The 22343-nt window shown below is 59.1% G+C and carries 20 protein-coding genes and 3 pseudogenes; 17 read left to right on the forward strand and 6 right to left on the reverse strand.

Going from position 1 to position 22343, the window contains the following annotated elements; all coding sequences use genetic code 11:
- Positions 1–56: 56 nt before the first annotated feature.
- Positions 57–476 carry an Lrp/AsnC family transcriptional regulator gene (locus ACWNZ3_RS20885; protein WP_496902485.1) on the reverse strand — a complete coding sequence of 140 codons (420 nt, stop codon included), beginning with the start codon at positions 474–476 and terminating at the stop codon, positions 57–59.
- 172 nt (positions 477–648) lie between these two features.
- On the opposite strand from ACWNZ3_RS20885, the gene ACWNZ3_RS20890 reads away from it, so the two are divergent.
- The 9 genes and pseudogenes from ACWNZ3_RS20890 to ACWNZ3_RS20930 all read left to right on the forward strand — a co-directional run bounded on the left by ACWNZ3_RS20890 (position 649) and on the right by ACWNZ3_RS20930 (position 11355).
- Complete coding sequence (locus ACWNZ3_RS20890; protein ID WP_496902486.1) at positions 649–1827, forward strand: thiolase family protein; 1179 nt, start codon at positions 649–651, stop codon at positions 1825–1827.
- A gap of 7 nt (positions 1828–1834) precedes the next feature.
- Complete coding sequence (locus tag ACWNZ3_RS20895) at positions 1835–2980, forward strand: acyl-CoA dehydrogenase family protein (protein ID WP_496902600.1); 1146 nt, start codon at positions 1835–1837, stop codon at positions 2978–2980.
- Positions 2977–3741: an SDR family NAD(P)-dependent oxidoreductase gene (locus ACWNZ3_RS20900; RefSeq protein ID WP_496902487.1), complete on the forward strand. Its 765-nt coding sequence runs from the start codon at positions 2977–2979 to the stop codon at positions 3739–3741. Before ACWNZ3_RS20895 ends, ACWNZ3_RS20900 begins: the two co-directional genes overlap by 4 nt.
- Positions 3738–4970, forward strand: coding sequence for a thiamine pyrophosphate-dependent dehydrogenase E1 component subunit alpha (locus ACWNZ3_RS20905; protein WP_496902488.1), 1233 nt, complete (start codon positions 3738–3740; stop codon positions 4968–4970). Before ACWNZ3_RS20900 ends, ACWNZ3_RS20905 begins: the two co-directional genes overlap by 4 nt.
- 1 nt (position 4971) lies before the next feature.
- A complete protein-coding gene (locus ACWNZ3_RS20910; protein ID WP_496902489.1) occupies positions 4972–5985 on the forward strand; it encodes an alpha-ketoacid dehydrogenase subunit beta in 1014 nt (337 codons plus the stop codon).
- A gap of 1 nt (position 5986) precedes the next feature.
- Positions 5987–7276 (forward strand): dihydrolipoamide acetyltransferase family protein, encoded by a 1290-nt coding sequence (locus ACWNZ3_RS20915; protein WP_496902490.1) that lies wholly within the window; start codon positions 5987–5989, stop codon positions 7274–7276.
- A complete protein-coding gene (lpdA, locus tag ACWNZ3_RS20920; protein WP_496902491.1) occupies positions 7273–8643 on the forward strand; it encodes a dihydrolipoyl dehydrogenase in 1371 nt (456 codons plus the stop codon). The genes ACWNZ3_RS20915 and lpdA overlap by 4 nt, the downstream gene beginning before the upstream one ends.
- A 64-nt stretch (positions 8644–8707) precedes the next feature.
- Positions 8708–9510 (forward strand): annotated as a pseudogene (locus ACWNZ3_RS20925) (IS3 family transposase); the annotation flags it as partial.
- 289 nt (positions 9511–9799) lie between these two features.
- Positions 9800–11355 (forward strand): annotated as a pseudogene (locus ACWNZ3_RS20930) (ISL3 family transposase).
- A gap of 216 nt (positions 11356–11571) precedes the next feature.
- Here ACWNZ3_RS20930 and ACWNZ3_RS20935 read toward each other — a convergent pair.
- Positions 11572–12282, reverse strand: a pseudogene (locus ACWNZ3_RS20935) (IS6 family transposase).
- A gap of 42 nt (positions 12283–12324) precedes the next feature.
- Between ACWNZ3_RS20935 and ACWNZ3_RS20940 the strand changes: the two are divergent.
- Positions 12325–12579 (forward strand): rhomboid family intramembrane serine protease, encoded by a 255-nt coding sequence (locus ACWNZ3_RS20940; protein WP_496902492.1) that lies wholly within the window; start codon positions 12325–12327, stop codon positions 12577–12579.
- A gap of 182 nt (positions 12580–12761) precedes the next feature.
- Here ACWNZ3_RS20940 and ACWNZ3_RS20945 read toward each other — a convergent pair whose 3' ends face one another.
- Both ACWNZ3_RS20945 and ACWNZ3_RS20950 read right to left on the reverse strand, forming a co-directional pair.
- Positions 12762–13223, reverse strand: coding sequence for a MaoC family dehydratase (locus ACWNZ3_RS20945; RefSeq protein ID WP_496902493.1), 462 nt, complete (start codon positions 13221–13223; stop codon positions 12762–12764).
- A complete protein-coding gene (locus tag ACWNZ3_RS20950) occupies positions 13220–14650 on the reverse strand; it encodes an MATE family efflux transporter (protein WP_496902494.1) in 1431 nt (476 codons plus the stop codon). Before ACWNZ3_RS20950 ends, ACWNZ3_RS20945 begins: the two co-directional genes overlap by 4 nt.
- A 132-nt stretch (positions 14651–14782) precedes the next feature.
- On the opposite strand from ACWNZ3_RS20950, the gene ACWNZ3_RS20955 reads away from it, so the two are divergent.
- On the forward strand, positions 14783–15226 hold the full coding sequence (locus tag ACWNZ3_RS20955; RefSeq protein WP_496902495.1) for a winged helix-turn-helix transcriptional regulator: 444 nt from the start codon (positions 14783–14785) through the stop codon (positions 15224–15226).
- Between the two features lie 126 nt (positions 15227–15352).
- Here ACWNZ3_RS20955 and ACWNZ3_RS20960 read toward each other — a convergent pair.
- Positions 15353–16110, reverse strand: a protein-coding gene (locus ACWNZ3_RS20960; protein WP_269368091.1) for an IS5 family transposase whose coding sequence is annotated in 2 segments (ribosomal slippage) — positions 15353–15789 and positions 15789–16110 — 759 coding nt in all. Because the reading frame shifts where the segments join, the coding sequence is not laid out codon by codon here.
- 133 nt (positions 16111–16243) lie between these two features.
- Here ACWNZ3_RS20960 and ACWNZ3_RS20965 point away from each other — a divergent pair.
- The 5 genes from ACWNZ3_RS20965 to ACWNZ3_RS20985 all read left to right on the forward strand — a co-directional run bounded on the left by ACWNZ3_RS20965 (position 16244) and on the right by ACWNZ3_RS20985 (position 19956).
- Positions 16244–18133: a bifunctional sugar phosphate isomerase/epimerase/4-hydroxyphenylpyruvate dioxygenase family protein gene (locus tag ACWNZ3_RS20965; RefSeq protein ID WP_496902496.1), complete on the forward strand. Its 1890-nt coding sequence runs from the start codon at positions 16244–16246 to the stop codon at positions 18131–18133.
- Positions 18134–18243: 110 nt separating this feature from the next.
- The gene (locus ACWNZ3_RS20970; protein ID WP_114274346.1) at positions 18244–18567 is read left to right on the forward strand and encodes an ArsR/SmtB family transcription factor; all 324 of its coding nucleotides are present in this window, start codon (positions 18244–18246) and stop codon (positions 18565–18567) included.
- A complete protein-coding gene (locus tag ACWNZ3_RS20975; RefSeq protein WP_496902497.1) occupies positions 18564–18989 on the forward strand; it encodes an SRPBCC family protein in 426 nt (141 codons plus the stop codon). Before ACWNZ3_RS20970 ends, ACWNZ3_RS20975 begins: the two co-directional genes overlap by 4 nt.
- Positions 18986–19351, forward strand: a complete 366-nt coding sequence (locus ACWNZ3_RS20980; RefSeq protein WP_496902498.1) for a DoxX family protein — start codon at positions 18986–18988, stop codon at positions 19349–19351. The genes ACWNZ3_RS20975 and ACWNZ3_RS20980 overlap by 4 nt, the downstream gene beginning before the upstream one ends.
- A 20-nt stretch (positions 19352–19371) precedes the next feature.
- Entirely contained in the window at positions 19372–19956 is a 585-nt protein-coding gene (locus ACWNZ3_RS20985; protein ID WP_496902499.1) for a YdeI/OmpD-associated family protein, read from the forward strand.
- 184 nt (positions 19957–20140) lie between these two features.
- On the opposite strand, the gene ACWNZ3_RS20990 is transcribed toward ACWNZ3_RS20985, so the two are convergent.
- Complete coding sequence (locus ACWNZ3_RS20990) at positions 20141–20896, reverse strand: GntR family transcriptional regulator (protein ID WP_496902500.1); 756 nt, start codon at positions 20894–20896, stop codon at positions 20141–20143.
- 192 nt (positions 20897–21088) lie between these two features.
- Between ACWNZ3_RS20990 and ACWNZ3_RS20995 the strand changes: the two genes are divergently transcribed.
- Entirely contained in the window at positions 21089–22276 is a 1188-nt protein-coding gene (locus tag ACWNZ3_RS20995) for an ABC transporter substrate-binding protein (protein ID WP_496902501.1), read from the forward strand.
- The last annotated feature ends 67 nt before the right edge of the window (positions 22277–22343 follow it).

Genomic DNA, 22343 nt, shown 5'->3' on the forward strand with positions numbered 1-22343 from the left:
GGTATCCATACGGGATCGTGGCGAGATCCAGCACTTCATTGACCAACGGATTGAGCCTAAAGTGGTAGTGCGCTGGAGTCTTTGATGACCTCAAGAATTACCGAGCTTTGCATTTCTCTCACTCCGGGAAGATCGACCAACTCTTTCTGCAACAGCCGTTGATAATGGTAAATGTCTTTGCAGATCAAACGGAGGTAGAAGTCGAAATCACCCAACACGAGCAGTGCCACCTGAATCTCAGGAATGAGGCTGACGGCTTTTTTGAACTTTTCCAGATTTTCCGTATCATGTCCGATCAGTTTGATCCTCACGATGACGACAGTATCGAAACCCAGCATGCGCGGGTCCAGGATCGTTCGTTTGCTCTTGATGATCCCGTCTGCCTGAAGGCTGGCGATACGGCGGGAACAAGGAGACTGCGATAACCCCACCTGTTCTGCGACTTGGGTCACAGTCAAATTGCCGTCTTTTTGCATGACACGGAGAATTCTCCTGTCGGTTTCATCTATCGCGTGCATAAACTTTCCCCATTCTCAACATGTTATAGGATTTCCATGCTCAATATAGAGGTTATCAATCTGATATCAGCTAAAAAATGCAACAACGCCGTGTTATTTCCCTCATGTTGAGTTCGGGAGCGACAGGTTGATGCAGGACGTAGCGATACTGGCGGCAAGGCGGACGCCATTGGGCGGGTTTCAAGGGGCATTGTCCACGTTGACGGCGCCTGAGCTGGCGGCTGTAGCAATCCGAGCGGCGGTTAACGACGCTGGTCTTTCCGGTGACAAGATAGACGAAGCCCTTGTTGGTCTGGTTTTGTCGGCGGGTGTGGGGCAGGCTCCGGCGAGGCAGGCTGTTCTCGGTGCTGGACTGCCGATCGCTGTTCCCTCAACAACGGTCAGCAAGGTCTGTGGCTCCGGGATGAAAGCGATCATCGATGGGGCGGCCCAGATTCGGGCAGGCGAGGTTTCGGTTGTTCTGGCTGGCGGCATGGAAAGCATGTCCAACGCGCCACATCTGATCCCGACCTCGCGGCAAGGCCAGCGCCTCGGCCATGGGCGGTTGATTGATCACATGTTTTTCGACGGTCTCGAAGATGCCTACGACAAGGGAACCCTGATGGGCCAATTCGCGGAGGCCTGTGCCGACAAGTACGCGTTCACCCGCAAGGAACAGGACGCCTACGCGATCCTTTCGCTGGACCGCGCGTTGGCCGCGCAGGCTGCGGGCGCTTTCGACGGGGAAATCGCGCCGGTGAGCGTTGTGTCCCGCAAGGGTAATGTGGTGGTGGCATCGGATGAACAACCGGCACAGGCAAGGCCGGACAAAATTCCGACGCTTCGACCTGTTTTCAGATCAGGCGGGACGGTGACGGCGGCGGCGTCCTCTTCGATTTCAGATGGCGCTGCGGCCTTGGTGCTGGCCTCTCGCGAGGCCATCCAAGCGCAAGGCTTGCAGCCGCGCGCCTGGATTGTCGGTAGTGCGGCGCACGCGAACGAACCTGCATGGTTCAGTACCGCGCCTATCCCCGCGGCCCGAAAGCTGCTTGAGAAGGTGGGGTGGCAGGTTTCGGACGTTGATCTTTGGGAGGTGAACGAGGCCTTCGCCGTCGTCGCCATGGCGTTTACCCGTGATATGGGCCTCTCGCCTGACGTGGTGAACGTGAATGGCGGGGCCTGTGCGCTGGGTCATCCGATCGGTGCCTCCGGTGCGCGGATCGTGGTCACGCTTCTGAATGCGCTGGAACAGCGCGGGCTAAAACGCGGGATCGCATCAATCTGTATCGGTGGGGGCGAGGCCCTCGCCATCGCCATTGAAAGGCCATGATATGTCACTGATCTTGAACGACGAACAAAGCATGATCCGCGACACGGCCCTCGCCTTTGCCGCAGACCGCCTTGCCCCCGGTGCCGCGAAGCGCGAAGCGGCCGGTGTCATTGGCGCCGATTTGATTGCTGAGATGGGCGCGCTTGGCTTTCTGGGCATGACCGTGCCTGAGGATCAGGGCGGCATCGGTTCGGATTATGTTTCCTACGCGCTGGCACTGATGGAAATCGCTGCGGGCGATGGCGCCGTTTCGACAATGATGTCAGTGCATAACGCCCCCTTTTGCGCCATCCTGACCCGCTTCGCCTCGCCCGAACAGCAGGACCGATGGCTACGCCCTGCCGCCGGAGGAGAATTCATCGGTGCTTTTGCCCTGACTGAACCGCACACCGGCAGCGACGCCGCGGCAATCCGATGCGCGGCGCAGCGCAAGCAGGGCGGCTATGTTCTGAATGGCTCGAAGCAATTCATCACATCGGGACGGATCACGGGCGGCGTGATTGCCTTTGCGGTCACTGATCCCGACGCTGGAAAGCGCGGCATCAGCGCCTTTTACCTGACACCCTATCTGAAGGGCTTTTCAGTAGGCGAGCCGGAACGGAAGCTGGGTCAGAAGGCGTCGGACACCTGTACGCTGACCTTCGATAACTTGGAAATCGACGAAAGCCACCGGATCGGGGCTGAGGGCGAAGGATTGGGCATTGCCCTGTCATCGCTGGAAACCGGACGGATCGGGATTGCGGCGCAGTCGGTCGGCATGGCGCAAGCCGCGCTGGAGGTGGCAGTGGCCTACGCGCAGGAGCGTATCACATTTGGCAAGCCGATTGCCCAGCATCAGGCGGTTGCATTCCGACTAGCTGACATGGACGCGCAAATCGAGGCCGCGCGACAACTTGTGCTGAATGCCGCAAGGCTGAAAGATGCCGACCGGGCCTGTCTGCGCGAGGCGTCCATCGCAAAGCTGATTGCCAGCCAGATGGCCGAGCGGGTCGTCTCGGACGCGATTCAAACGCTTGGCGGCTATGGGTATCTGGCAGATTTCCCGCTGGAGCGGATCTATCGCGATGTTCGGGTGTGCCAAATCTACGAGGGAACCTCGGACGTGCAACGTATAAACATTTCACGCGAACTTTTCAGGGGGGGACGGCAATGAAACTGGGTGCAGAGGTTGCTGCGGTCGTGACAGGTGGAGCGTCAGGCCTTGGGCTAGCAGTGGTCGAGGCACTGGCGGCGACGGGTGTGAAAGTCGGGCTTCTGGATATGAATGCCGACGCGGGAAAGACAGAAGCGGCGCGGATCGGTGGCGCTTTCGCGCATTGCGATGTCTCGGATCCCGCTTCGGTAGCTCAGGCGCTGGAAACGATCCGGGCCAAACACGGGCAAGAACGGATTTGCGTGAACTGTGCGGGCGTAGCACCTGCGCACCGCAGCGTGACGAAGACTGGGGCACATGATCCGGACCTCTTTGCCAAAGTATGTGGCATCAACTTGATCGGAACTTTCAACGTCGCAACGCAATCGGCCGCCGGTATGGTTGCTGCCGACCCGATTGACGAGGGTGAACGGGGTGTGATTGTCAACACGGCCTCGATTGCGGCTTGGGACGGACAGGTCGGGCAGCTGGCCTATGCCGCTTCAAAGGCCGGGGTGACTGGTATGACCCTGCCGATGGCGCGGGACCTGGCGCGAAGCGGCATCCGGGTTATGGCGATTGCGCCCGGTATCTTTGGCACCGCGATGGTCACGGCCTTTCCGCAAGACGTTCAGGACGCACTGGCAGAACACGCCCGGTTTCCGCCCCGCTTGGGCCGACCTGAAGAATTCGCAAGCCTCGTCTGCCACATCGTCGAGAACGCGATGCTGAACGGCGAAGTGATCCGTCTGGACGCCGCAACAAGGATGCCTGCGAAATGAGCAATTCGAAGCTGACTTTCCCACATCCACCGGCCCGACCGAACGAGCCGGCAGACTTTTCTAAAATAGTGGTTCCCGAAGCTGGATTGCTAGCAGTTCCACCGCTGGATCTTTTGCCCCAAGATTCCCAACCCTTTGCGCACGGTTTGATCCGCGTGCTAGATGACGATGGCACCGCGGTCGGTCCCTGGGCCGAGTATCTGGGAGATCTGAGCGCCGATGACTTGCGCCAAGGTCTGCGCGACATGCTCAAGATGCGTGCGGTGGATCGCCGGATGATGAATGCGCAACGGCAGGGCAAGACATCCTTCTATCTGCTTTGCACCGGCGAAGAGGCCATCGGCTGCGGCTTTCAGCGTCAGCTGGACAGGGGTGACATGAATTTCCCAACCTATCGGCAGCAAACGCTGCTGATTGGCGCTGACTATCCCCTGGAACCGTTGATCGGCCAGCTTTACTCAAACGATCTGGATCCCCTGCAAGGGCGGCAGTTGCCGATCATGCATTCGGCGCGTGACCATGGATTCTTTTCGATCTCTGGCAATCTGGGCACCCAGTATGTGCAGGCAGTTGGCTGGGCGATGGCCTGTGCCTTGCGGGGAAACGACCAGATCGCTGCGGGCTGGATCGGTGACGGCGCCACGGCTTCGAATGATTTTCATTCGGCTTTGTTGTCAGCATCGACCTATCAGCCGCCGGTGGTGTTGAACGTGGTCAACAATCAATGGGCCATTTCGACCTATACGGGTGTTGCCAAAGGCAAAGGCGAAACCTATGCCGCCCGTGCCTTGGGCTATGGTATCCCGGCGCTGCGGGTTGACGGGAACGATTATCTCGCGGTCATCGCGGTCAGCCGCTGGGCGATCAAGCGGGCACGTATGGGTCATGGGCCGGTACTGATCGAATGGTTTACCTACCGTGTCGCGGCGCATTCCACGTCGGACGATCCCAGCGCCTACCGCGCCAAGGACGAAGCCGCATCATGGCCCTTGGGCGATCCGGTGACACGTCTCAAGGACCATCTGATCGCGCGGGGGGATTGGAGCGAGGAACGTCATGTGCAGGCCGAAGCCGAACTGCTGGCCGAAGTGACGGCCGTACAGAAGAAGGTCGAATCTCACGGCACCTTTGTCGATCCGCAGCCGATCTCACCCGCCGAGATCTTTCGCGGCGTCTACGAGGAGTTGCCCGAACATTTGCGCAGGCAGCGGCAGGAAATGGGGTACTGAAATGGCACGTATTAGCATGATCGAAGCGGTGCGCAGCGCGATGGATGTTAAGCTGGCCGATGATCCCGATGTGATCGTCTTTGGCGAGGATGTCGGCTATTTCGGCGGGGTGTTCCGCTGCACGGCGGGCTTGCAGGCAAAATACGGCGAAGAGCGGGTGTTTGACACCCCGATCAACGAAAGCGCCATCGTCGGTATCGCGATTGGCATGGCCGCACAGGGGATGCGTCCTTGCGTCGAAATGCAGTTCGCTGACTATGTCTTTCCCGCCTATGACCAGATCACGCAAGAGGCCGCGCGGTTGCGCCATAGGTCGAATGGGCAGTTCACCTGCCCGATGGTGGTGCGCATGCCGACAGGCGGCGGGATTTTCGGCGGCCAGACCCACAGCCAAAGCCCCGAGGCACTGTTCACCCATGTGGCCGGCCTCAAGGTGGTGATCCCCTCGACGCCCTATGACGCCAAGGGGTTGCTGATCGCGGCCATCGAAGACCCCGATCCGGTGATCTTTCTGGAGCCCAAACGGATCTACAACGGGCCCTTCTACGGTGACCACTCCGGCAAATCCGTGCCTTGGTCCCAGCATGACGCGGGTGAAGTGCCGGAAGGGCATTATGTGGTTCCGCTGGGCAAGGCAGATGTCCGTCGCACCGGACATGACCTTACGATCCTGACCTACGGCACAATGGTCTACGTAGCCGAGGCTGCGGTCAAAGCGGCCGGTGTGGATGCCGAGATTGTCGATCTTCGCACCTTGCTCCCGCTCGATCTGGAGACCATCCGCGCGTCGGTTGAAAAAACAGGGCGCTGCATTGTCGTCCACGAGGCGACGCGCACCAGCGGCTTTGGTGCGGAATTGATCGCGGAGGTGGAAGAAGCCTGTTTCTGGCACCTCAAGGCCCCGATCCTGCGGGTCACCGGCTGGGACGTGCCCTATCCGCACGCGCAGGAATGGGAGTATTTCCCAGGCCCCGACCGGATTGTCCGGGCCATTCACAAAGTTCTGGAGGACTGAGATGGGTATCAGCAGCATCAAGATCCCCGACGTTGGCGAAGGTGTGGCCGAGGTCGAACTGGTAGAGTGGCACGTCAAAGTTGGCGATATCGTTAAAGAAGACGACATTCTGGCGGCTGTGATGACGGACAAGGCGACGGTGGAAATACCCTGTCTGTTCGACGGCAAGATCCTGTCGCTTGGCGGTGCCTTGGGCGACACGCTGGTCGTTGGGGCGGAGTTGTTGACGATTGAACATGACAGCAAGAGTTCGGGCGCAGTCGAGGCGAAGATTGACGTTGCTTCAATCGACACGCCAGAAGAGGACGTGACGCCGCCGGGAAAACCAGCCTCCGAAAGCACACCAAAACCCGCGAGCCAACCCGATCCGACCAGGAAAGCGCCATCAGTCGGCAATGCCCGCGCGCCCCGCCCCGAAGGGCAGCCCTTGCTGGCCGCGCCTTCGGTGCGCGCGCGCGCGCGCGAAGCAGGCATCGACTTGCGTAAGGTGGTGGGCAGTGGACCGGCCGGACGCATCGTTAACAGCGATCTCGATGCCGTCTTTGACGCGGGCAGCGCCCCCAAGACCACCACATCGCGTCGTCGCGAGGGCAGCGAGGACATCCGCATCATCGGTTTGCGCCGCAAGATCGCGGACCGTATGTCGCTGGCCAATACGCGCATTCCCCACATTACCGTCATCGAGGAAATCGACGTCACGACGCTGGAAGACCTGCGGGCAACGATGAACGCTAGTCGCGGGGACAAGCCGAAGCTGACCGTTTTGCCATTTGTCAGTGCCGCCCTTTGCCGGGCTGTTGACGAACACCCCGAAATGAACGCCCATTTTAATGACGATGCAGGCGTTGTCACCCGTCATGCGCCGGTTCATATCGGCATTGCGACGATGACCGACGGTGGGCTGGTCGTGCCGGTGCTGCGCCATGCCGAAAGCTATGCACCCTTTGCCACAGCACAGGAAATCGCCCGTCTGGCCGAGGCCGCCCGCACCGGCAAAGCCACACGCGACGAATTGGCGGGATCGACCATCACCATCACCTCGCTCGGTCCCTTGGGCGCGCTGGCAACCACGCCCATTATCAACCACCCCGAGGTTGCGATCCTTGGCATCAACAAGATGGCAACACGCCCGATGTGGGACGGCACCCAATTCGTGCCCCGCAAGATGATGAACATATCGGCCAGCTTCGATCACCGTGTGATTGATGGCTGGGATGCGGCGACTTTTGTGGCGCTGATCAAACGGCTGCTGGAAAATCCGGCGATGATCTTCATGGAGAACGAGACATGAAACGTGATAGCTGCAAGCTGTTGATCCTGGGCGCGGGTCCGGGCGGATATGTCTGTGCTAACCGTGCGGGTCAGCTTGGCATCGACACCATTCTGATCGAGGAGCAAGCCCTTGGCGGGACCTGCCTGAACGTCGGCTGCATTCCATCCAAGGCCTTGATCCATGCCGCCGATGAATTTCACAAGGTGCGCGATCTTGCACAGGGCAACTCCCTGGGTATCACGACCGCGACGCCCTCCATTGATCTGGCCGAAACGGTCAGCTGGAAAGACAGCATCGTTAAGAAACTGACCGGCGGCGTAGCCGGCATGATGAAAAAGGCCAAAGTCCGTGTCATCACAGGTCAGGGACGGATCATTGACGGCAAAACCGTCGAGGTGGACACAGATGACGGCGTGTTGCGCATTTCGACCGAAAATCTTGTGATCGCAACCGGCTCGCGGCCCCAGGACATAGGCGCCTTGCCCTTTGGCGGCGATATATTGTCCTCGACCGATGTGCTGAACCTGACATCTGTTCCGAAACGGCTGGCGATTGTGGGCGGCGGATACATCGGGCTCGAGATCGGGACAGCCATGGCCAAGCTGGGTGCAGAGGTTACAGTTGTGGAGGCCGCCGCGCAGCTATTGCCACAAAATGATGCCGATCTGACCAAGCCTGTCATGGCCCGCCTCAAGGCTCTGGGTGTCACCGTGCTGACCGGCGCCAAGGCGGTCGGCTTTGAAGAAAGCGCGCTGAATATCGAGACCGCAGACGGTCTGCAAAAGATTGCTGCCGACAAGGTTCTGGTCACGGTTGGACGCGCCCCTGCGACCGAAGGCTTCGGGCTTGAGGGACTGGGGCTAACCATGAAGGGTTGCTTTATCGACATCGACGACCGCTGTGGCACTTCGATGCAGGGCGTCTATGCGATTGGCGATGTGACGGGCGACCCGATGCTGGCGCACCGCGCGATGGCACAGGGCACACTGGTGGCCGAGGTGATCGCGGGCAAGGCCGCACGGTGGGACAAACGCGCCATTCCCGCGGTGTGCTTTACCGACCCCGAGATCGTCACAGTGGGCCTGTTGCCCTCCGAAGCTCCGCAGGCGGCTGTGGCGACCTTCCCCTTCGCGGCCAATGGCCGCTCCATGACGCTTGAACGGCGCGACGGGTTTGTGCGGATTGTCTATGACGCTTCCAACGGACTGGTTCTGGGCATTCAGGCCACCGGCGCGGGCGTTTCGGAAATGGCGGGAGAGTTCGCCCTTGCGCTGGAAATGGCTGCCACACTGACCGACATCGCCGAGACGATCCACGCCCACCCGACCCTGGGCGAATCCGCTCAGGAAGTGGCGATGGAAGGCTTGTTCGCGCAACACGGGTGATGACCCAGCCCCCTGAAATCAGGCCACTGAGGTGTTAGTAATCCGTCTAAGCAAAGGATGGACTATGAAACGCAGATTTAGTGACGAACAGATCATTGGGATGATCAAGGAATACGAAGCGGGCCTGAAAGCGCAGGAGCTCTGCCGAAAGTACGGCCTCAGCGATGCGACGTTCTACAAATACAAGGCCAAGTTTGGAGGGATGAACGTATCGGACGCAAAGAAGCTGCGGGCGCTTGAGGATGAGAACAATCGGCTGAAGCGGATGTTGGCAAATACGATGCTCGACAATGCGGCCCTGAAGGATCTCGCAACAAAAAACTACTGACGCCCGATGTAAAAAGGCGAGCTGTGTCGGATGTGATGGATCGACACGGCTTGTCCGTGCGTCGGGCGTGCGAGTTGACGATCCCCCGGTCAGTCTTTCAGTATCAGAAGCAGGATCATGGCGATGAGGCCCTGCGCAATCGGTTGCGTGAACTGGCGAATTAACGCCGTCGGTTCGGGTATCGCCGTTTGGGTATCCTGTTGGCCAGAGAGGGACTTGAAGTGAACCACAAGAAGCTGTTCCGACTGTACCGCGAAGAAGGGCTGGCTGTGCGGCGCAGACGATCTCGCAAGCGCGCATTGGGCACACGCAGGCCCATTCTTGTGCCGGATCGTGCGAATCGACACTGGTCTCTGGACTTCGTGTCTGATGCTATCGCAGACGGTCAGCGGTTCCGGGTGCTCTGCATTGTCGATGATTGCACGCGCGAGGCCTTGGCCACCGTAGTGGATCGTTCCTTGTCTGGCGCACGAATGACCCGCGAGCTGGATGATCTCATCCGACGGCGCGGCCAGCCTGACATGATCGTCTCCGACAACGTCCTATGTCGGGAAAATCTGGCTGCTTAGGTCAGCAGGTCATGGGGCATCCAGCGAACCGGATGCCCTGTTACGTTTGCCCAGACGGGCTCTGCCGTCAAGAAATGATCTCTTCCATAGCAAACACAGGGTACGCGCGATGGCGGCCCTCACCGTCCTCAATACGAGATCCCAAATCCCAAGCAGAAAGCCCGAACTGTCAATCGGCATGCAATTTGGCTCTGTCGCGCATTTGGTGCAGTTGAGTTGCCAGAACGCTATATCTCGGCGAACTTGATGGAGGTTGCCGATGGGTTCATGGTTTTCGCGACGAGATTTTCTACCGGCAGGGTTGAAGGCCGGCCAGATTGAGCTTGATGGCAACAGGATCCGGGTCCACGCCCGTTCCCTGGATGCCTCGGCAGCATGTCCCCGCTGCGGCGCGGTCTCTCGTCATGTCCACAGCAAGTATTGGCGTCGGCCAGCCGATCTTCCCGCCCATGGCCGAGAAGTTGAACTGGTGCTGCTGGTTCGTCGATTTCGTTGCCGCGCTGTAGGTTGCCCGACGAAGATTTTTTCAGAACGGTTCCCGCCTGATGTCACGCGGCCACATGCGCGCCGGACGTCACGCTTGCAGGAACTGGTGCGTCACATCGGCATTGCTCTCGGTGGGCGCCCCGCGCAGGCGCTTGCCGGACGGCTTTTGCTACCGGTGAGCAAAGACACGTTCCTGCGCAGCGTTCGGGCGAAGACCGAGGGGGCTGTCGCGGACCCCCGCGTGGTGGGTATCGACGACTGGGCATGGCGGAAGGGACAGCGCTACGGCACGCTGATCTGCGATCTCGAACGGCGGAAGGTCATCGATCTGCTGCCCGACCGGGAGCCCGCCACTGTGGAAGCGTGGCTCCGCGCGCGTCCCGGGATCGAGGTTGTTGCCCGTGATCGCAATGGTGGCTACGGCGGTGCCACCGCGCGTGCCCTGCTGGACGTGATTCAAGTCGCGGATCGTTGGCATCTGTTAGAGAATGCAAGTGCCGCCTTCCTGGCCGCCGTGCAGCGGAACATGTCAGCCATTCGCAAGGCTATCGGGGTAGAGACCCTCGATCCAAGGCTTTTGACGGCAGCGGAAAGGCTGCAATTCGAGGGTTTTCAAAGGCGCCAGCAGACCAACCACATGGTCCGTCGAATGGCAGACGAGGGTGTTCCCATCAAACGGATCGTGCGCCTGACCGGGCTGAGCCGCGGCTTGGTCCGCCAGATCACCCGCGGTGAGCGAGAAGATGTTTTCCGCATCCGCGAGAGCAGCTTGACCGCTTGGTTGCCTCGGCTGGAACGGGAGTGGAGCGGCGGATGCCGTAATGGCGCAGAACTCTGGCGCCGGTTACGGGATGATGGATTTCAAGGCAGTCTCCGGGTCGTCGGCGAGTGGGCAACACGTCAGCGCCGCGCCGAACAAGCGCTGCCGTCCGGAACAAGAAAGTCCCACCTGCCCGAAGGATTGCGCGGCTCCTGACCATGGGACGAGATCATCTGACCCGTGCCGATGCAATCCAGGTCGTGCGGATCGAAGCGGCGCTACCAGCTCTGGCAACCGCCCGGGAACTGACCGACCGTTTCACTGACATGGTGCGAAACGCCCGTGAGAATGCCCTGGCCGCCTGGCTCGACGAAGCCGAGGACAGCATGCTCTCATCCTTCGCCCGTGGCCTTCGTAGCGACCAGGCCGCAGTTGCTGCCCCGCTGCGGGAACCTTGGTCGAACGGGCAGACCGAGGGCCAAATCAATCGCCTGAAGACGCTGAAACGCCAGATGTATGGTCGCGCGAATATCGACCTGCTCAAGGCTCGGCTTGTCGCAGCATCATAGTTGAAAAGGTGCATCAACTTTGAGTCAGAGCCAAAATTGCATGCCTGTTCACAGTCGGGAGAATTTATTGAACTGCGACCTCGCGAATTTTCGAACGGGGCAACCCTTAGAAACATTGCACCTCTTGAGGTAAAAAATCGGGCGGACGTAGATATCAGTGGCCCGGGCATTGCCAACTTGTTCTCGGGTGATTGAGAAGAGTTAGCCGCCGGGTTCTCAAGCGGCCATTTCCGCTGCATAGGTATTCCAGAGGTCGAAAGCATCGGCCCGGGCGTGGCGGTAAGAGATTGCGGAGATCCGATAGCGTCGGGGGCGGAAGATCGTGTTTGTCTGATCGTAAGCGGTAAGAAACCTCTATGCCTGTCGGGGCGATTTAAACCGACCCATCACTTTCTCGCGCCTTCGTGTCGGTCTGTGCGAGCCTTCAATCCGGTTGTTCAAACCCTTGTGTGCGCGATGATCCGCGTTTGGTGCAAGCTCGCGGATGGGCTTGAAATAGCTGCGCAACTTGTCCGTCACGACCACCCGGGGCTCGCCGAACCGGGCGATCAGTCGTTTTAGGAAACGTCGCGCTGCCTTGGCGTTGCGCTGAGTTTGCACGAGAATATCCAGCACATCCCCGTTCGCGTCCACTGCCCGCCAGAGCCAGTATTTGCGGCCGTTTATCGGGATGACGACTTCGTCCAGATGCCATTTGTCAGCCGCCGGCGGCCTGTCGCGTTTGATACAATTTGCGAAATGGCAACCAAAGCGGTTCACTCATTTCCGAACGGTCTCCCGGCTGACCGTCACACCTCGTTCGGCGAGCAAGTCCTCTACGTCAGCCGTGCTGAGCGCGAAGCGATGGTAAACCCAGACCGCATAGGCGACGATCTCGCGTGGGAAGCGGTAACCTTTCAGGCGGGACATGGTGGGTGGCGTGCTCATCGCAAACACTTAGACAGCCACGAGACACCAAACAAGTTGGCGATGCCGTCGGGACTTGTCTTTGGCTGGTTCGGCTTCCTCGTCGTGCGGGGCCTCGTGGATCGCTCACTGATCACTTTGAGCGCTGCACTGGTGGTCGGTGCGCTTTATGGCTCCATCCTCTGGGGCGTTCTTCCGGGCCAACCCGACGTGTCGTGGGAAGCGCACCTCTTCGGTGCCATCGCCGGCGCGGTCGCTGCGTTTCTGATCCGAACGCATGTCCATGCGCCGCGCTTGGGCGGCGTCGATCTGGACTGAAGCAGTACACCCTACGTTGTCGGCCCAGACTGGACATTCGAGACGGAAGGTTGCGCTGCAGTGCGATAGTACCGAAGCGGCCATTCGTGGAGCACACCAGCATGCGCTGATCACGATTGCCAGTGTACTCTATTTGGCCGACTTTTTGGGCACTCACGTCACCGTTATAGTCTGCCGGCAAACTATCGGCTGGGTCTTATCGGCCGCGCCATGACGACAAGATTACCAACGGATTCCTGAACGACCTCACCATTTTGATTCAGCGTTCTGCAACGGACCTTGATCATGCCTTGCATCGGGCGGGATTTTGATGGCCGCACCTCCAGAATCTCTGAAACCACATGTAGCGTATCGCCGGGCCTGACGGGTCTGGGCCAGTTCAGGGATTCAAAACCCGCACCTATGATCCCATTGGCTGGGAGCATCTCGCCGCCAACCAGAAGCTTCATGGTCAGCGCCGCCGTGTGCCAGCCGCTTGCCGCCAGCCCCTGGAAGAACGTACTTTGGGCTGCCTCCGGATCAAGATGGAAGGGCTGGGCATCGAACTGGGTTGCGAAACGGATGATCTCATCCTCGGTCACAGCGACCTTGCCCGAGCGGAAAGTCTGACCTACTTCGAAGTCCTCAAGATACAGCGCCGTCATGGTCTTTCCTTTCTCCAGCCCCCGCGCCAAATGGCGAGGGCGATGATCAGCCCGTAGGCCAGCATGGCACAGCCGATGGCGGCAAATATGCCATCCACCCCCATGCTTGTGTATGTCGTTAGGATCAGGGCGAGCGCCAAGGCAACGGCCATGCGGCTCAGGCTGCTGATCACGGGCCAGATCATGCGGCCCGCCCCTTGCGACGCGAAATAGAGCGCGAGACCCAGGCCGAAAAAGGCATAGAACGGTGCCACCAGTCGGAAATAGCTGCGTCCGGCATCAAGCGCCGCGGTATTGGATGGATCCAGGAACATGCCCAGCCACAGGTCCGGAAACACGGCCACCAGCAGACCGATGCTGCCCACGATCCCCGCCGCCGCCAATGAGCCGGTCCAAGCCACGCGGAGCGCGCGATCGGTACGGCCCGCGCCGATATTGGCCCCGACCATGGCCGTCATCGCGGCACCGATGCCAAAGATCATGGGGATCATCAGGAACTCCAGCCGCGCTCCCAGACCGTAGCCAGCCAACGCGCCTTCGCCATAGCGCCCCATCAGACCCGTCATCATGATAATGGTAAGCGTCGTCAGCACCGTGTTGATCGAGGCAAGCGCGCCAACGCTCAAGATGTCGCTGAACATGCCTGCATTCAGGCGTCCGACCGCCTCGCGAAAGCTCAGCCCGGTATGGCCCGATATGATGTACCCGATGGCAACAAACGCCCCGAACGCAAAGGCCAGAACCACGCCAAGCGGCAGCCCCGCCATGCCAAGTGCGGGCAGCGGCCCCCAGCTAAGGGCAAGCCCCCCCGACAGGGGGATGGAAATGATCGACACCATCAGCAATACGATTGCAGGCATCTGCATATTGCCAGTGCCACGGATCACGCTGAGCGAAGCATTGCACAGCCAGATCGCCACACAGCCGGGAAAGAAGATCAGCGCGTAAGTTTTTGCGGCGGCCACAGTCTCGTCTTCGCCGCCGAGCAATCTGAAGAATTGGGTGCCGAAAAGGACAACCAGCACCGCCATGATGGCGGCAAAACCCACTGCGATGATCCAGGCGGCGACCGTCAAGGAAGCACCCCGCTGCACGTCACCGCCCCCGAGCGCCCGCGCGACCGACGCTGAAATCGCCCCGCCGATGGCACCGGCTGAGAGCATTTGCGTCAGCATGACCAGCGGAAACACCAAGGCCAGCCCTGCAAGTGCCGTGATGCCCAGCAGACTAGCGAAATAGGCCTCTGAAATGCTTTGGGCTGCTTGCACGAACATCGCAAGAACGTTTGGCGCCGCCAGTTTCGCAAGAGTAGGTCCAATGGGCGCCTCAAGCATGAGCCGTGTGCGTGAGGCACGCGCGGTGGCCGCTGCACCTGCAAGAGTGGGTGCCGCATCGCGCAATGTCGGCGCGCTCTCAATATTGCTCATGGTTTTGCCACCTTTGTTTGACTGCCGTTGCAATCTGCCCAATCCAGGACCATCGAACAGTCCGTTCCTTTTTAGAACTATACATGCGTAAGTTCTCTTTCGGAACCTGTCAATCCTTGCTATGAGACGGACATGAAATGGAATGATCTTCACAAGGATGCCTGTCCCGTCGCGCGCGGGCTGTCCGTGGTGGGCGACCGTTGGACCATGCTGGTCCTGCGGGACTGCTTTCTGGGCATTCGCCGGTTTGAACAGATGCAGGAGCGGCTCGGCATCACGCGACACGTTCTGACCGACCGGCTGCGCAAACTCGAAGCGGCAGGCGTATTGCGCCGCGACGCCTACCAACAGCGCCCGCTGCGTCACGAATACCGCCTGACCGAACGGGGCAAAGCGCTCTATCCGCTGCTGGTGACATTGATCGACTGGGCAAATACGCACGTTCCACCGGATGGTGAGGCCTCAGTCAGTCTGCTCTCGCGCGAAACGGGAGATCCTATCGCGCCTGTTCTGATCGACCGGAACACCGGCCGGGAGATCACGCACAGGACAGTAAATGCCTCGGTGTCGGAATAGTCCTTTGACCCGGTCGGGCGGCGACTGCTCACTCTTGACGTGTTGATATTGATGCAGCCTTGTCATCAGCTGTCAGATATAGACCACATTAAACTACCCTAATCGAAAGTTCGCTAGGGTCAGGACTCATAGCCAGTAGATAACGACTGCCGCGAGAGCGATGGCGGACAAAAAGACCTTTGGACATCTGTCGTATCGCGTTGCCACACGCCGCCAGTCCTTCAACCTGCCGAACATAATCTCGATCCGGTTGCGTCGTTTGTAGCGCCGCTTGTCGTATTTCACGGCCGTCTTGCGTTGCTTTCGACCCGGGATACAGGGGCGTATCCCTTTGTCTTTCAACGCTTCTCTGAACCAATCGGCATCATAGCCTCTGTCGCCCAGTAGCCAATCGACCTTCGGCAGGCTGCTCAGCAACGCCCGGGCGCCAATGTAGTCACTGACTTGTCCGGCGGTCACGAACAGATTCAGCGGTCGGCCCAGGCTGTCGCAGATGGCGTGCAGCTTAGTGTTCATGCCGCCTTTGGTGCGACCAATCAGACGACCACGCCCCCCTTTTTGACGCCCAAACTGGACGCCGTACGGTGCGCTTTGAGATAGGTCGCATCAATCATCACGGTCTTCTCCTCGCCGTGATCGGCTGCCAGCCCCATCATCATCTTTGCGAAGATGCCCTTATCGCTCCAGCGCTTCCAACGGTTATAAAGCGTCTTGTGCGGACCATATTCCGTGGGTGCATCGCGCCAGCGTAAGCCATTGCGGTTAATGAAGATAATCCCACTCAACACACGCATATCATCAACGCGAGGTTTGCCATGGGGCTTCGGGAAGAAGGGCTCAAGACGCGCCATCTGCGCATCTGTTAGCCAGAATAGATCAGACATGTTCACCGCTCGTTTTTGAACCGTGAATCATGCCGCTATGCAGAAATCAATGGGTCCAGAGCCTAGGCACCTGAAAATCATTTACCCGGACATTTCTCCACTTGCACGCGACGTTCCGAACCAGGGGGTCTTCATGAAATCATCAATCGCAACAGTCTCGGTTTCCGGGACTTTAAGAGAAAAGCTCGCGGCGATCGCCAAGGTCGGTTTCGACGGAATCGAGATTTTCGAGCAGGATTTCATCGCGGATGCAGGCACACCGCGAGACATCGGCAGAATGATCCGTGATCACGGGCTCGAAATTCTGCTGTTCCAGCCATTTCGTGATTTCGAAGGTCTGGACGGCGACGCGCGGAGGAAGGCCTTTGACCGTGCCAAGTTCAAGTTTGAGACGATGGGCGAACTGGGCGCCGACCTCATGCTGGTCTGCTCGTCACTTCACCCAAATGCTTTGGGAGGAATCGACAGGGCCGCTCAGGACTTTGCTGAGCTGGGCGAGGTGGCGGCGTCTTTTGGCATGCGGGTGGGCTACGAGGCCCTGGCCTGGGGGCGGCATGTGAACGATCACCGGGACGCCTGGGAAATCGTGCGGCGTGCCGATCATCCGAATATCGGCCTCATCCTCGACAGCTTTCACACGCTCGCCCGCAAGATCGATCCGGAGACGATCCGCCGTATCCCGAGCGACAAGATCTTTTTCGTGCAACTGGCGGATGCCCCCAGGATCGATATGGACCTGCTTTACTGGTCGCGCCACTTCCGCAACATGCCGGGCGAGGGCGACTTGTCTGTACTGGATTTCATGCGGGCGGTCGCGGCGACCGGTTATGATGGCACTGTCAGCCTGGAAATCTTCAACGACCAGTTCCGGAGCGCGCAACCCGAGGGCATCGCGCGGGACGGCTACAGGGCCCTGCATGTACTTATGGACGACGTTCGGCGCGCCGAGCCTGACGTGATGATCGACACCCCCGCCATGCCGCCCCGGAGCCAGGTCAACGGCTTTGGCTTCGTGGAGTTCGCGACACGCGATGGAGAGGCCGAGCAACTTGTCGAGATGCTGCGCAGCATGGGGTTCTCCCATTCGGGCGATCACGTCTCCAAGGCGGTAACCCTTTGGCAACAGGGCGACGTTCGGGTGATCCTCAACAAGCAGAGCAGCGGATTTGCCGGTGCCGCTTACAACATGCACGGCACCAATATTTGCGATGTTGGCCTGCGGGTGGACGATGCCTCCGCCACCACGGAACGCGCTAGCTCTTTGCGCGCGACGCCGTTCAGTCAAAGTGTAGGACCTGGCGAGATCGATATCCCTGCGATCCGCAGTGTCGGCGGCAGTGTCATGCATTTCATTGATGACACGAGCGATCTGGCGGATGTCTGGTCGGTCGAGTTCAGGCAGTCCGACGCCCCGGCGACGCCCGGCGCGGGACTGTCGCGGATCGATCATGTCGCGGAAACCATGAGCTATGAGGACATGCTGAGCTGGGCGTTGTTCTATACGTCGATCTTCGACATGTCGCGCTCGGAGATCGTCGATGTGGTGGACCCCGACGGACTTGTGCGCAGCGTGGCGATAAAAAGCGCCAATGGCAGCGCGCGGATCACTCTGAACGGCGCCGACACGCATCGTACCTTCGTCGGCAACTTTCTTGCCGACAGCTTCGGCGGTGCGATTCAGCATATTGCCTTTGCGACCGACGACATCTTTTCAACCGCAAGCCGCATGAGAGATGCGGGCTTCCGCCCGCTGGCGCTCACCGAGAACTATTACGGAGACCTTCAGGCCCGTTTCAACATAGAGGCCGAGCGCCTGGCAGAGATGAAATCCCTGAACATTCTCTACGACGAAACGGCGGATGGCGCTTTCTACCAGTTCTACAGCCGCCCCTTCGCAAGCGGTCTGTTCTTCGAAATCGTGCAGCGCGTCGGGGCCTATGACGGCTACGGCGCACCGAATGCACCGTTCCGGACGGCGGCCCAAAAGCAACTGCTGCGACCGAAGGGCATGCCGCACCGCTAGGTGCGAGTTGAACGCCGCTTGTCTCTGAAACTGGCTGCGGGTTCTGAGTCTAATTGACAGAAATATAGCTGCACGGTTATGAGTTATTCATAACCAAAGGGCTATTTGTTATGTCAGATCAGCACGACAGGATTTTCCGATCCCTTGCCGACCCAACGCGCAGAGCGATCTTGGAACGGCTGTGCCTTGATGGCGAACAGAACGTCCTGTCGCTGACCGAACAGGCCGGGATTTCGCAACCGGCCGTGTCGAAACATCTGGCCGTTCTGAAACAGGCGGGCCTTGTCAGTGGGCGGCAGGATGGGCGTCAGACGCGTTATTCCGCGAATATCCAGGGGCTGGCTCCGCTGGTTGACTGGACGCGGACCATGAGCCGCTTCTGGGATGTAAAGCTCGATGGTCTAGAAGATATTTTGAAGAGGATGGACCAGTGACAGAAACCGAAAACATCACGCGCACAGTCGTGAAAGAACGCGATTTGCGCCACGCGCCGGAGAAGGTATGGCGCGCGTTGACGCAAAAGCACCTCATGGAGGAATGGCTGATGAAGAGCGATTTCAAACCCGAGGTCGGGCACTGTTTCGATCTGGAGGCGGACTGGGGCACGGTGTCCTGCGAGGTTCTGGCGGTCGAGCCGCACAAGTCGCTCTCCTATTCCTGGGTGGCGCACGGGCTGGAAAGCGTGGTGACCTGGACCCTGACGGAAACCGATACCGGCACGCATCTGAAGATGGAGCAATCGGGTTTTGGTTCCGGTCATGATCGGGCCTATCACGGAGCCAGGGCCGGTTGGGAACAGTTCCTCGGCAGGCTGGAAGAGGTCATTGCCGGTCTTGATGACGAGGACGCGCAATGAACATCGTCCTCTGGATACTTCAGGCGCTGCTGGCGCTGCACACGGTCATCGGCGCGGGCTGGAAACTCTTTAACTCGGAACAGGCTGTCCCGACGCTGGCCGCGATCCCCAGTGTCGTCTGGATGGGCCTGATCCCGTTTGAACTGCTTTGCGCTGCCGGTCTGGTCGCTCCGGTTGTCGCCGTCTCTCTGGGGTGGCTGGTGCCGATCGCTGCCATCGGAATCGCGGTGGAAATGCTTGTTTTCTCCGGCGTGCATCTGTGCTCGGGGGCTGTTGACAACGGGCCAATGTATTACTGGTTGGGTGTCGTAGCCGTCTGCGCGTTGATCGCGCTGGGACGGCTCTTCATCGCACAGCAATGAAGACAGGGCAGGTAACCGGCATGGCAGAGGATTCAAGGATCGAAGCGCTTCTGAACCAGACAAACTGGCAGGATGAACGGCGCAAGTTGCGCGACATCCTTCTTGGTAGTGACCTTGAAGAGCACGTGAAATGGGGCAAGCTCTGCTACGCATGGGACGGTAGCAATGTCGCCATCATCTACGGGATGAAGAACTCCTGCGCGGTCGGTTTCTTCAAGGGGTCGCTGCTGGAGGACGAGGACGGCGTTCTCGTCCAGCCCGGCAAGCATTCGCAGGCCATGCGGCGGCTGCACTTCGAGAATCTGGAAGAGATCGAAGACGAAGAGGACACGATCCGGCGCTTCATAGCGCGGGCCATCCAGGCGGAAAAGGACGGGCTGGAAGTCCAGTTTACCGAAAAGGACAATCTCGATTATCCCGAAGAGCTACAAGATGCCCTCGATGACGATCCCGAGCTGGCCGAAGCCTTCGAAGAGTTGACGCCGGGACGACAGCGTGGCTGGGTCCTGCACTTTTCCGGTGCAAAGCAATCGGAAACGAGGGCACGCCGCGTGGAAAAGGCCAGAGCGACGATCATCGCAGGAAAGGGCTGGAACGAGCGTTGATCGACGAATATGCCCATGCCGCCGCATGGCTTCGAAACTGACATTCAGCCGACGGCAATCACGTTCAGCGCAGCTGACACTCAAATGCGGTATTGGTCGGACAGGTTCTGTCCGATCTGTTTCCGTCAGGGGGAAAGCAGCACTGTCGGTTTACACTGACAACGGGTGATGGATTGGCAGTTGTTCAATCCGAACCAAGAATGGCAGCCAGGTCGTCCTGGGGTTCCTGGCGCGCTTCCATATCGAGACCGCTTTGAATGTGGTTGAGGTGAGATATAAGCAATTTTTCGGCCAGGTCCGGGTCATGTGACTGGATCGCTTTCAGGATGTTGCTGTGTTCATCATCGGGGCAACTGGCGTTTTCTGATGTCCCGAAGAGGCCGACGATGAGTGACGTCCGTGTAACCAGCTCGCGCATCATCCGGGAGATAAACTTGTTTCCGGTCGCCTGGGCGAGTTTTGTGTGAAATTCGCCTGACAGCCGAATGATTTCGGTACGTTCTTTTTTTTCGCGGGCCGCATCCTCCAGAGCGATGTGGTTGGTGAGGAGTGCCAGATCAATATCACCCGGGTTCTGCGCCAGTTGCCGAACGAGCGGTGGTTCGATCAACATCCGGGCCGCGAATACATCGTTCGCTTCGGTCCTGTCGGGACAGGCGACATATGCACCGCGATTTGACTGTAGCTCGATGATGCCCTGACTTGAGAGCAGGAGAAGTGCGCGCCGAACGCGCATCCGTCCGACGCCGAATGTCTCGCACAGGCGCGCTTCGCTCAGCTTGGTTTTCGGGGCCAGACGTTGTTCCATCACCGCCTTGTAAATACGCTCTACAATAAAGTTCTCTTCCGGGCCCCCGGTCAGGTCGGATGTCGCTTGTCTGCTTTGCTGCGGCTTGGTGGACACAAGATTTCTTTCAGGATTGATGGGCTTTGCGGCCATGCTGGCTGCAAATGCTTAAACTTCAATCAGTGTAAGGCCAAGCGTTAGAATTTGTCGACCAAAATAACAAAAATGTTGACAGAGATTGTTAACAATCGTCAACTGACGCAGCGGCAACATGGGGAATCCATCAAAATGCTGGCCAAGAATGGCGCAAAACGCGTCAAAATTTGATTCAACGGGAGTTAAGACATGCAAAGAAGATCATTTGTGAAAACGGCCATGGCGGCTGTTGCAGTGACAGCGATCGGGGCAACCGTAGCCGTCGCAGAGAACCCGGTTCTGAAAATCGGTTTTGTCGGCGTGACCAGTGGCCCTGCCGCGGCATGGGGCATTTCCAACCAGCGGTCGATGGAAACGCGCGCCGCCTGGATCAACGAAACCGGCGGCTACACCATCGGTGATACGACCTATGACATCGAAATCGTGTCCTTCGACGATCAGAAAGATCCCAAGCGCGCCATCGCGGGCATGGAAAAAATGGCCCAGGAGGGCATTCACTATGTTGTTGGTCCGAACGTCGATGATGGCGCGGCCGCTGTTCGTCCGGTCGCTGAATCCAACGGGATCATGTATTTCCCTTATGCCTTCCCCAAATCGCTTTATGAGGCACCCGCCTCAAACGCGGTTCTGGGCATGGTGGCAAACTACCAGTCCGGCCCCGCAATCTACAAATATCTGATGGCGGAAGAGGGCGTCAAAACCGTTGCCTTTGTCGCGGCCAACGAATCCGACCCGCTCAGCCAGCGTGATGGCGGCGTCGAAGCGGCCAAAGCCCTGGGTCTGGAAGTGGTTTCCGACAATGTGACCTATCAGGTTGATACAACCGACTTTACCCCGGTGTTGACGCCGGTCATGCGCGCACGTCCTGATCTGCTGGTGCTCTCCGGTGTTTCCCCCGCGAATGCGCCCCAGTTGATCCGCTCTGCCCGCGAACTGGGCTATGAGGGCATCATTTCGACAGAAACCGCACAAGATGCCGGAGTTCTGGCCGAAGGCGCCGGTGATCTGGCAAATGGCTTCATCTCGGTCGGCGGTGCCTCCACACCAGAGCTTGCCTCGCCTGCAATGAATGAATTCGTGCAGCGCTATACCGATATGTTTGGCGAATACAACGACGAGTCCAACACCAAGGTTTACGCGCTTGAATACATCCTGGAAACGCTCAAGGCCGATCCTGCCGCGATCACCGATGTCGATGCTTTCCAGGCGACGATGGACACATTCGAAGCACCCAACCCCTTCATGAACGGCGACGCAAAGCTGCGCTATGTCGGCATGACATCCTTTGGCCAGAAACGGCAGGTGGCGGTGCCGCTGGTGGTGAATGTCTATCAGAACGGCACCTTTGAAACGCTGTTCGTCGCTGAAGTCGACTAAGGCGATCCCCTCCTGCTTTGGGTTCTCTCCCAAGCAGCACCTCCCCGGGCCGCAGCGGCCCGGGGCT

This window comes from Sulfitobacter sp. IGS-18 (assembly GCF_059628195.1).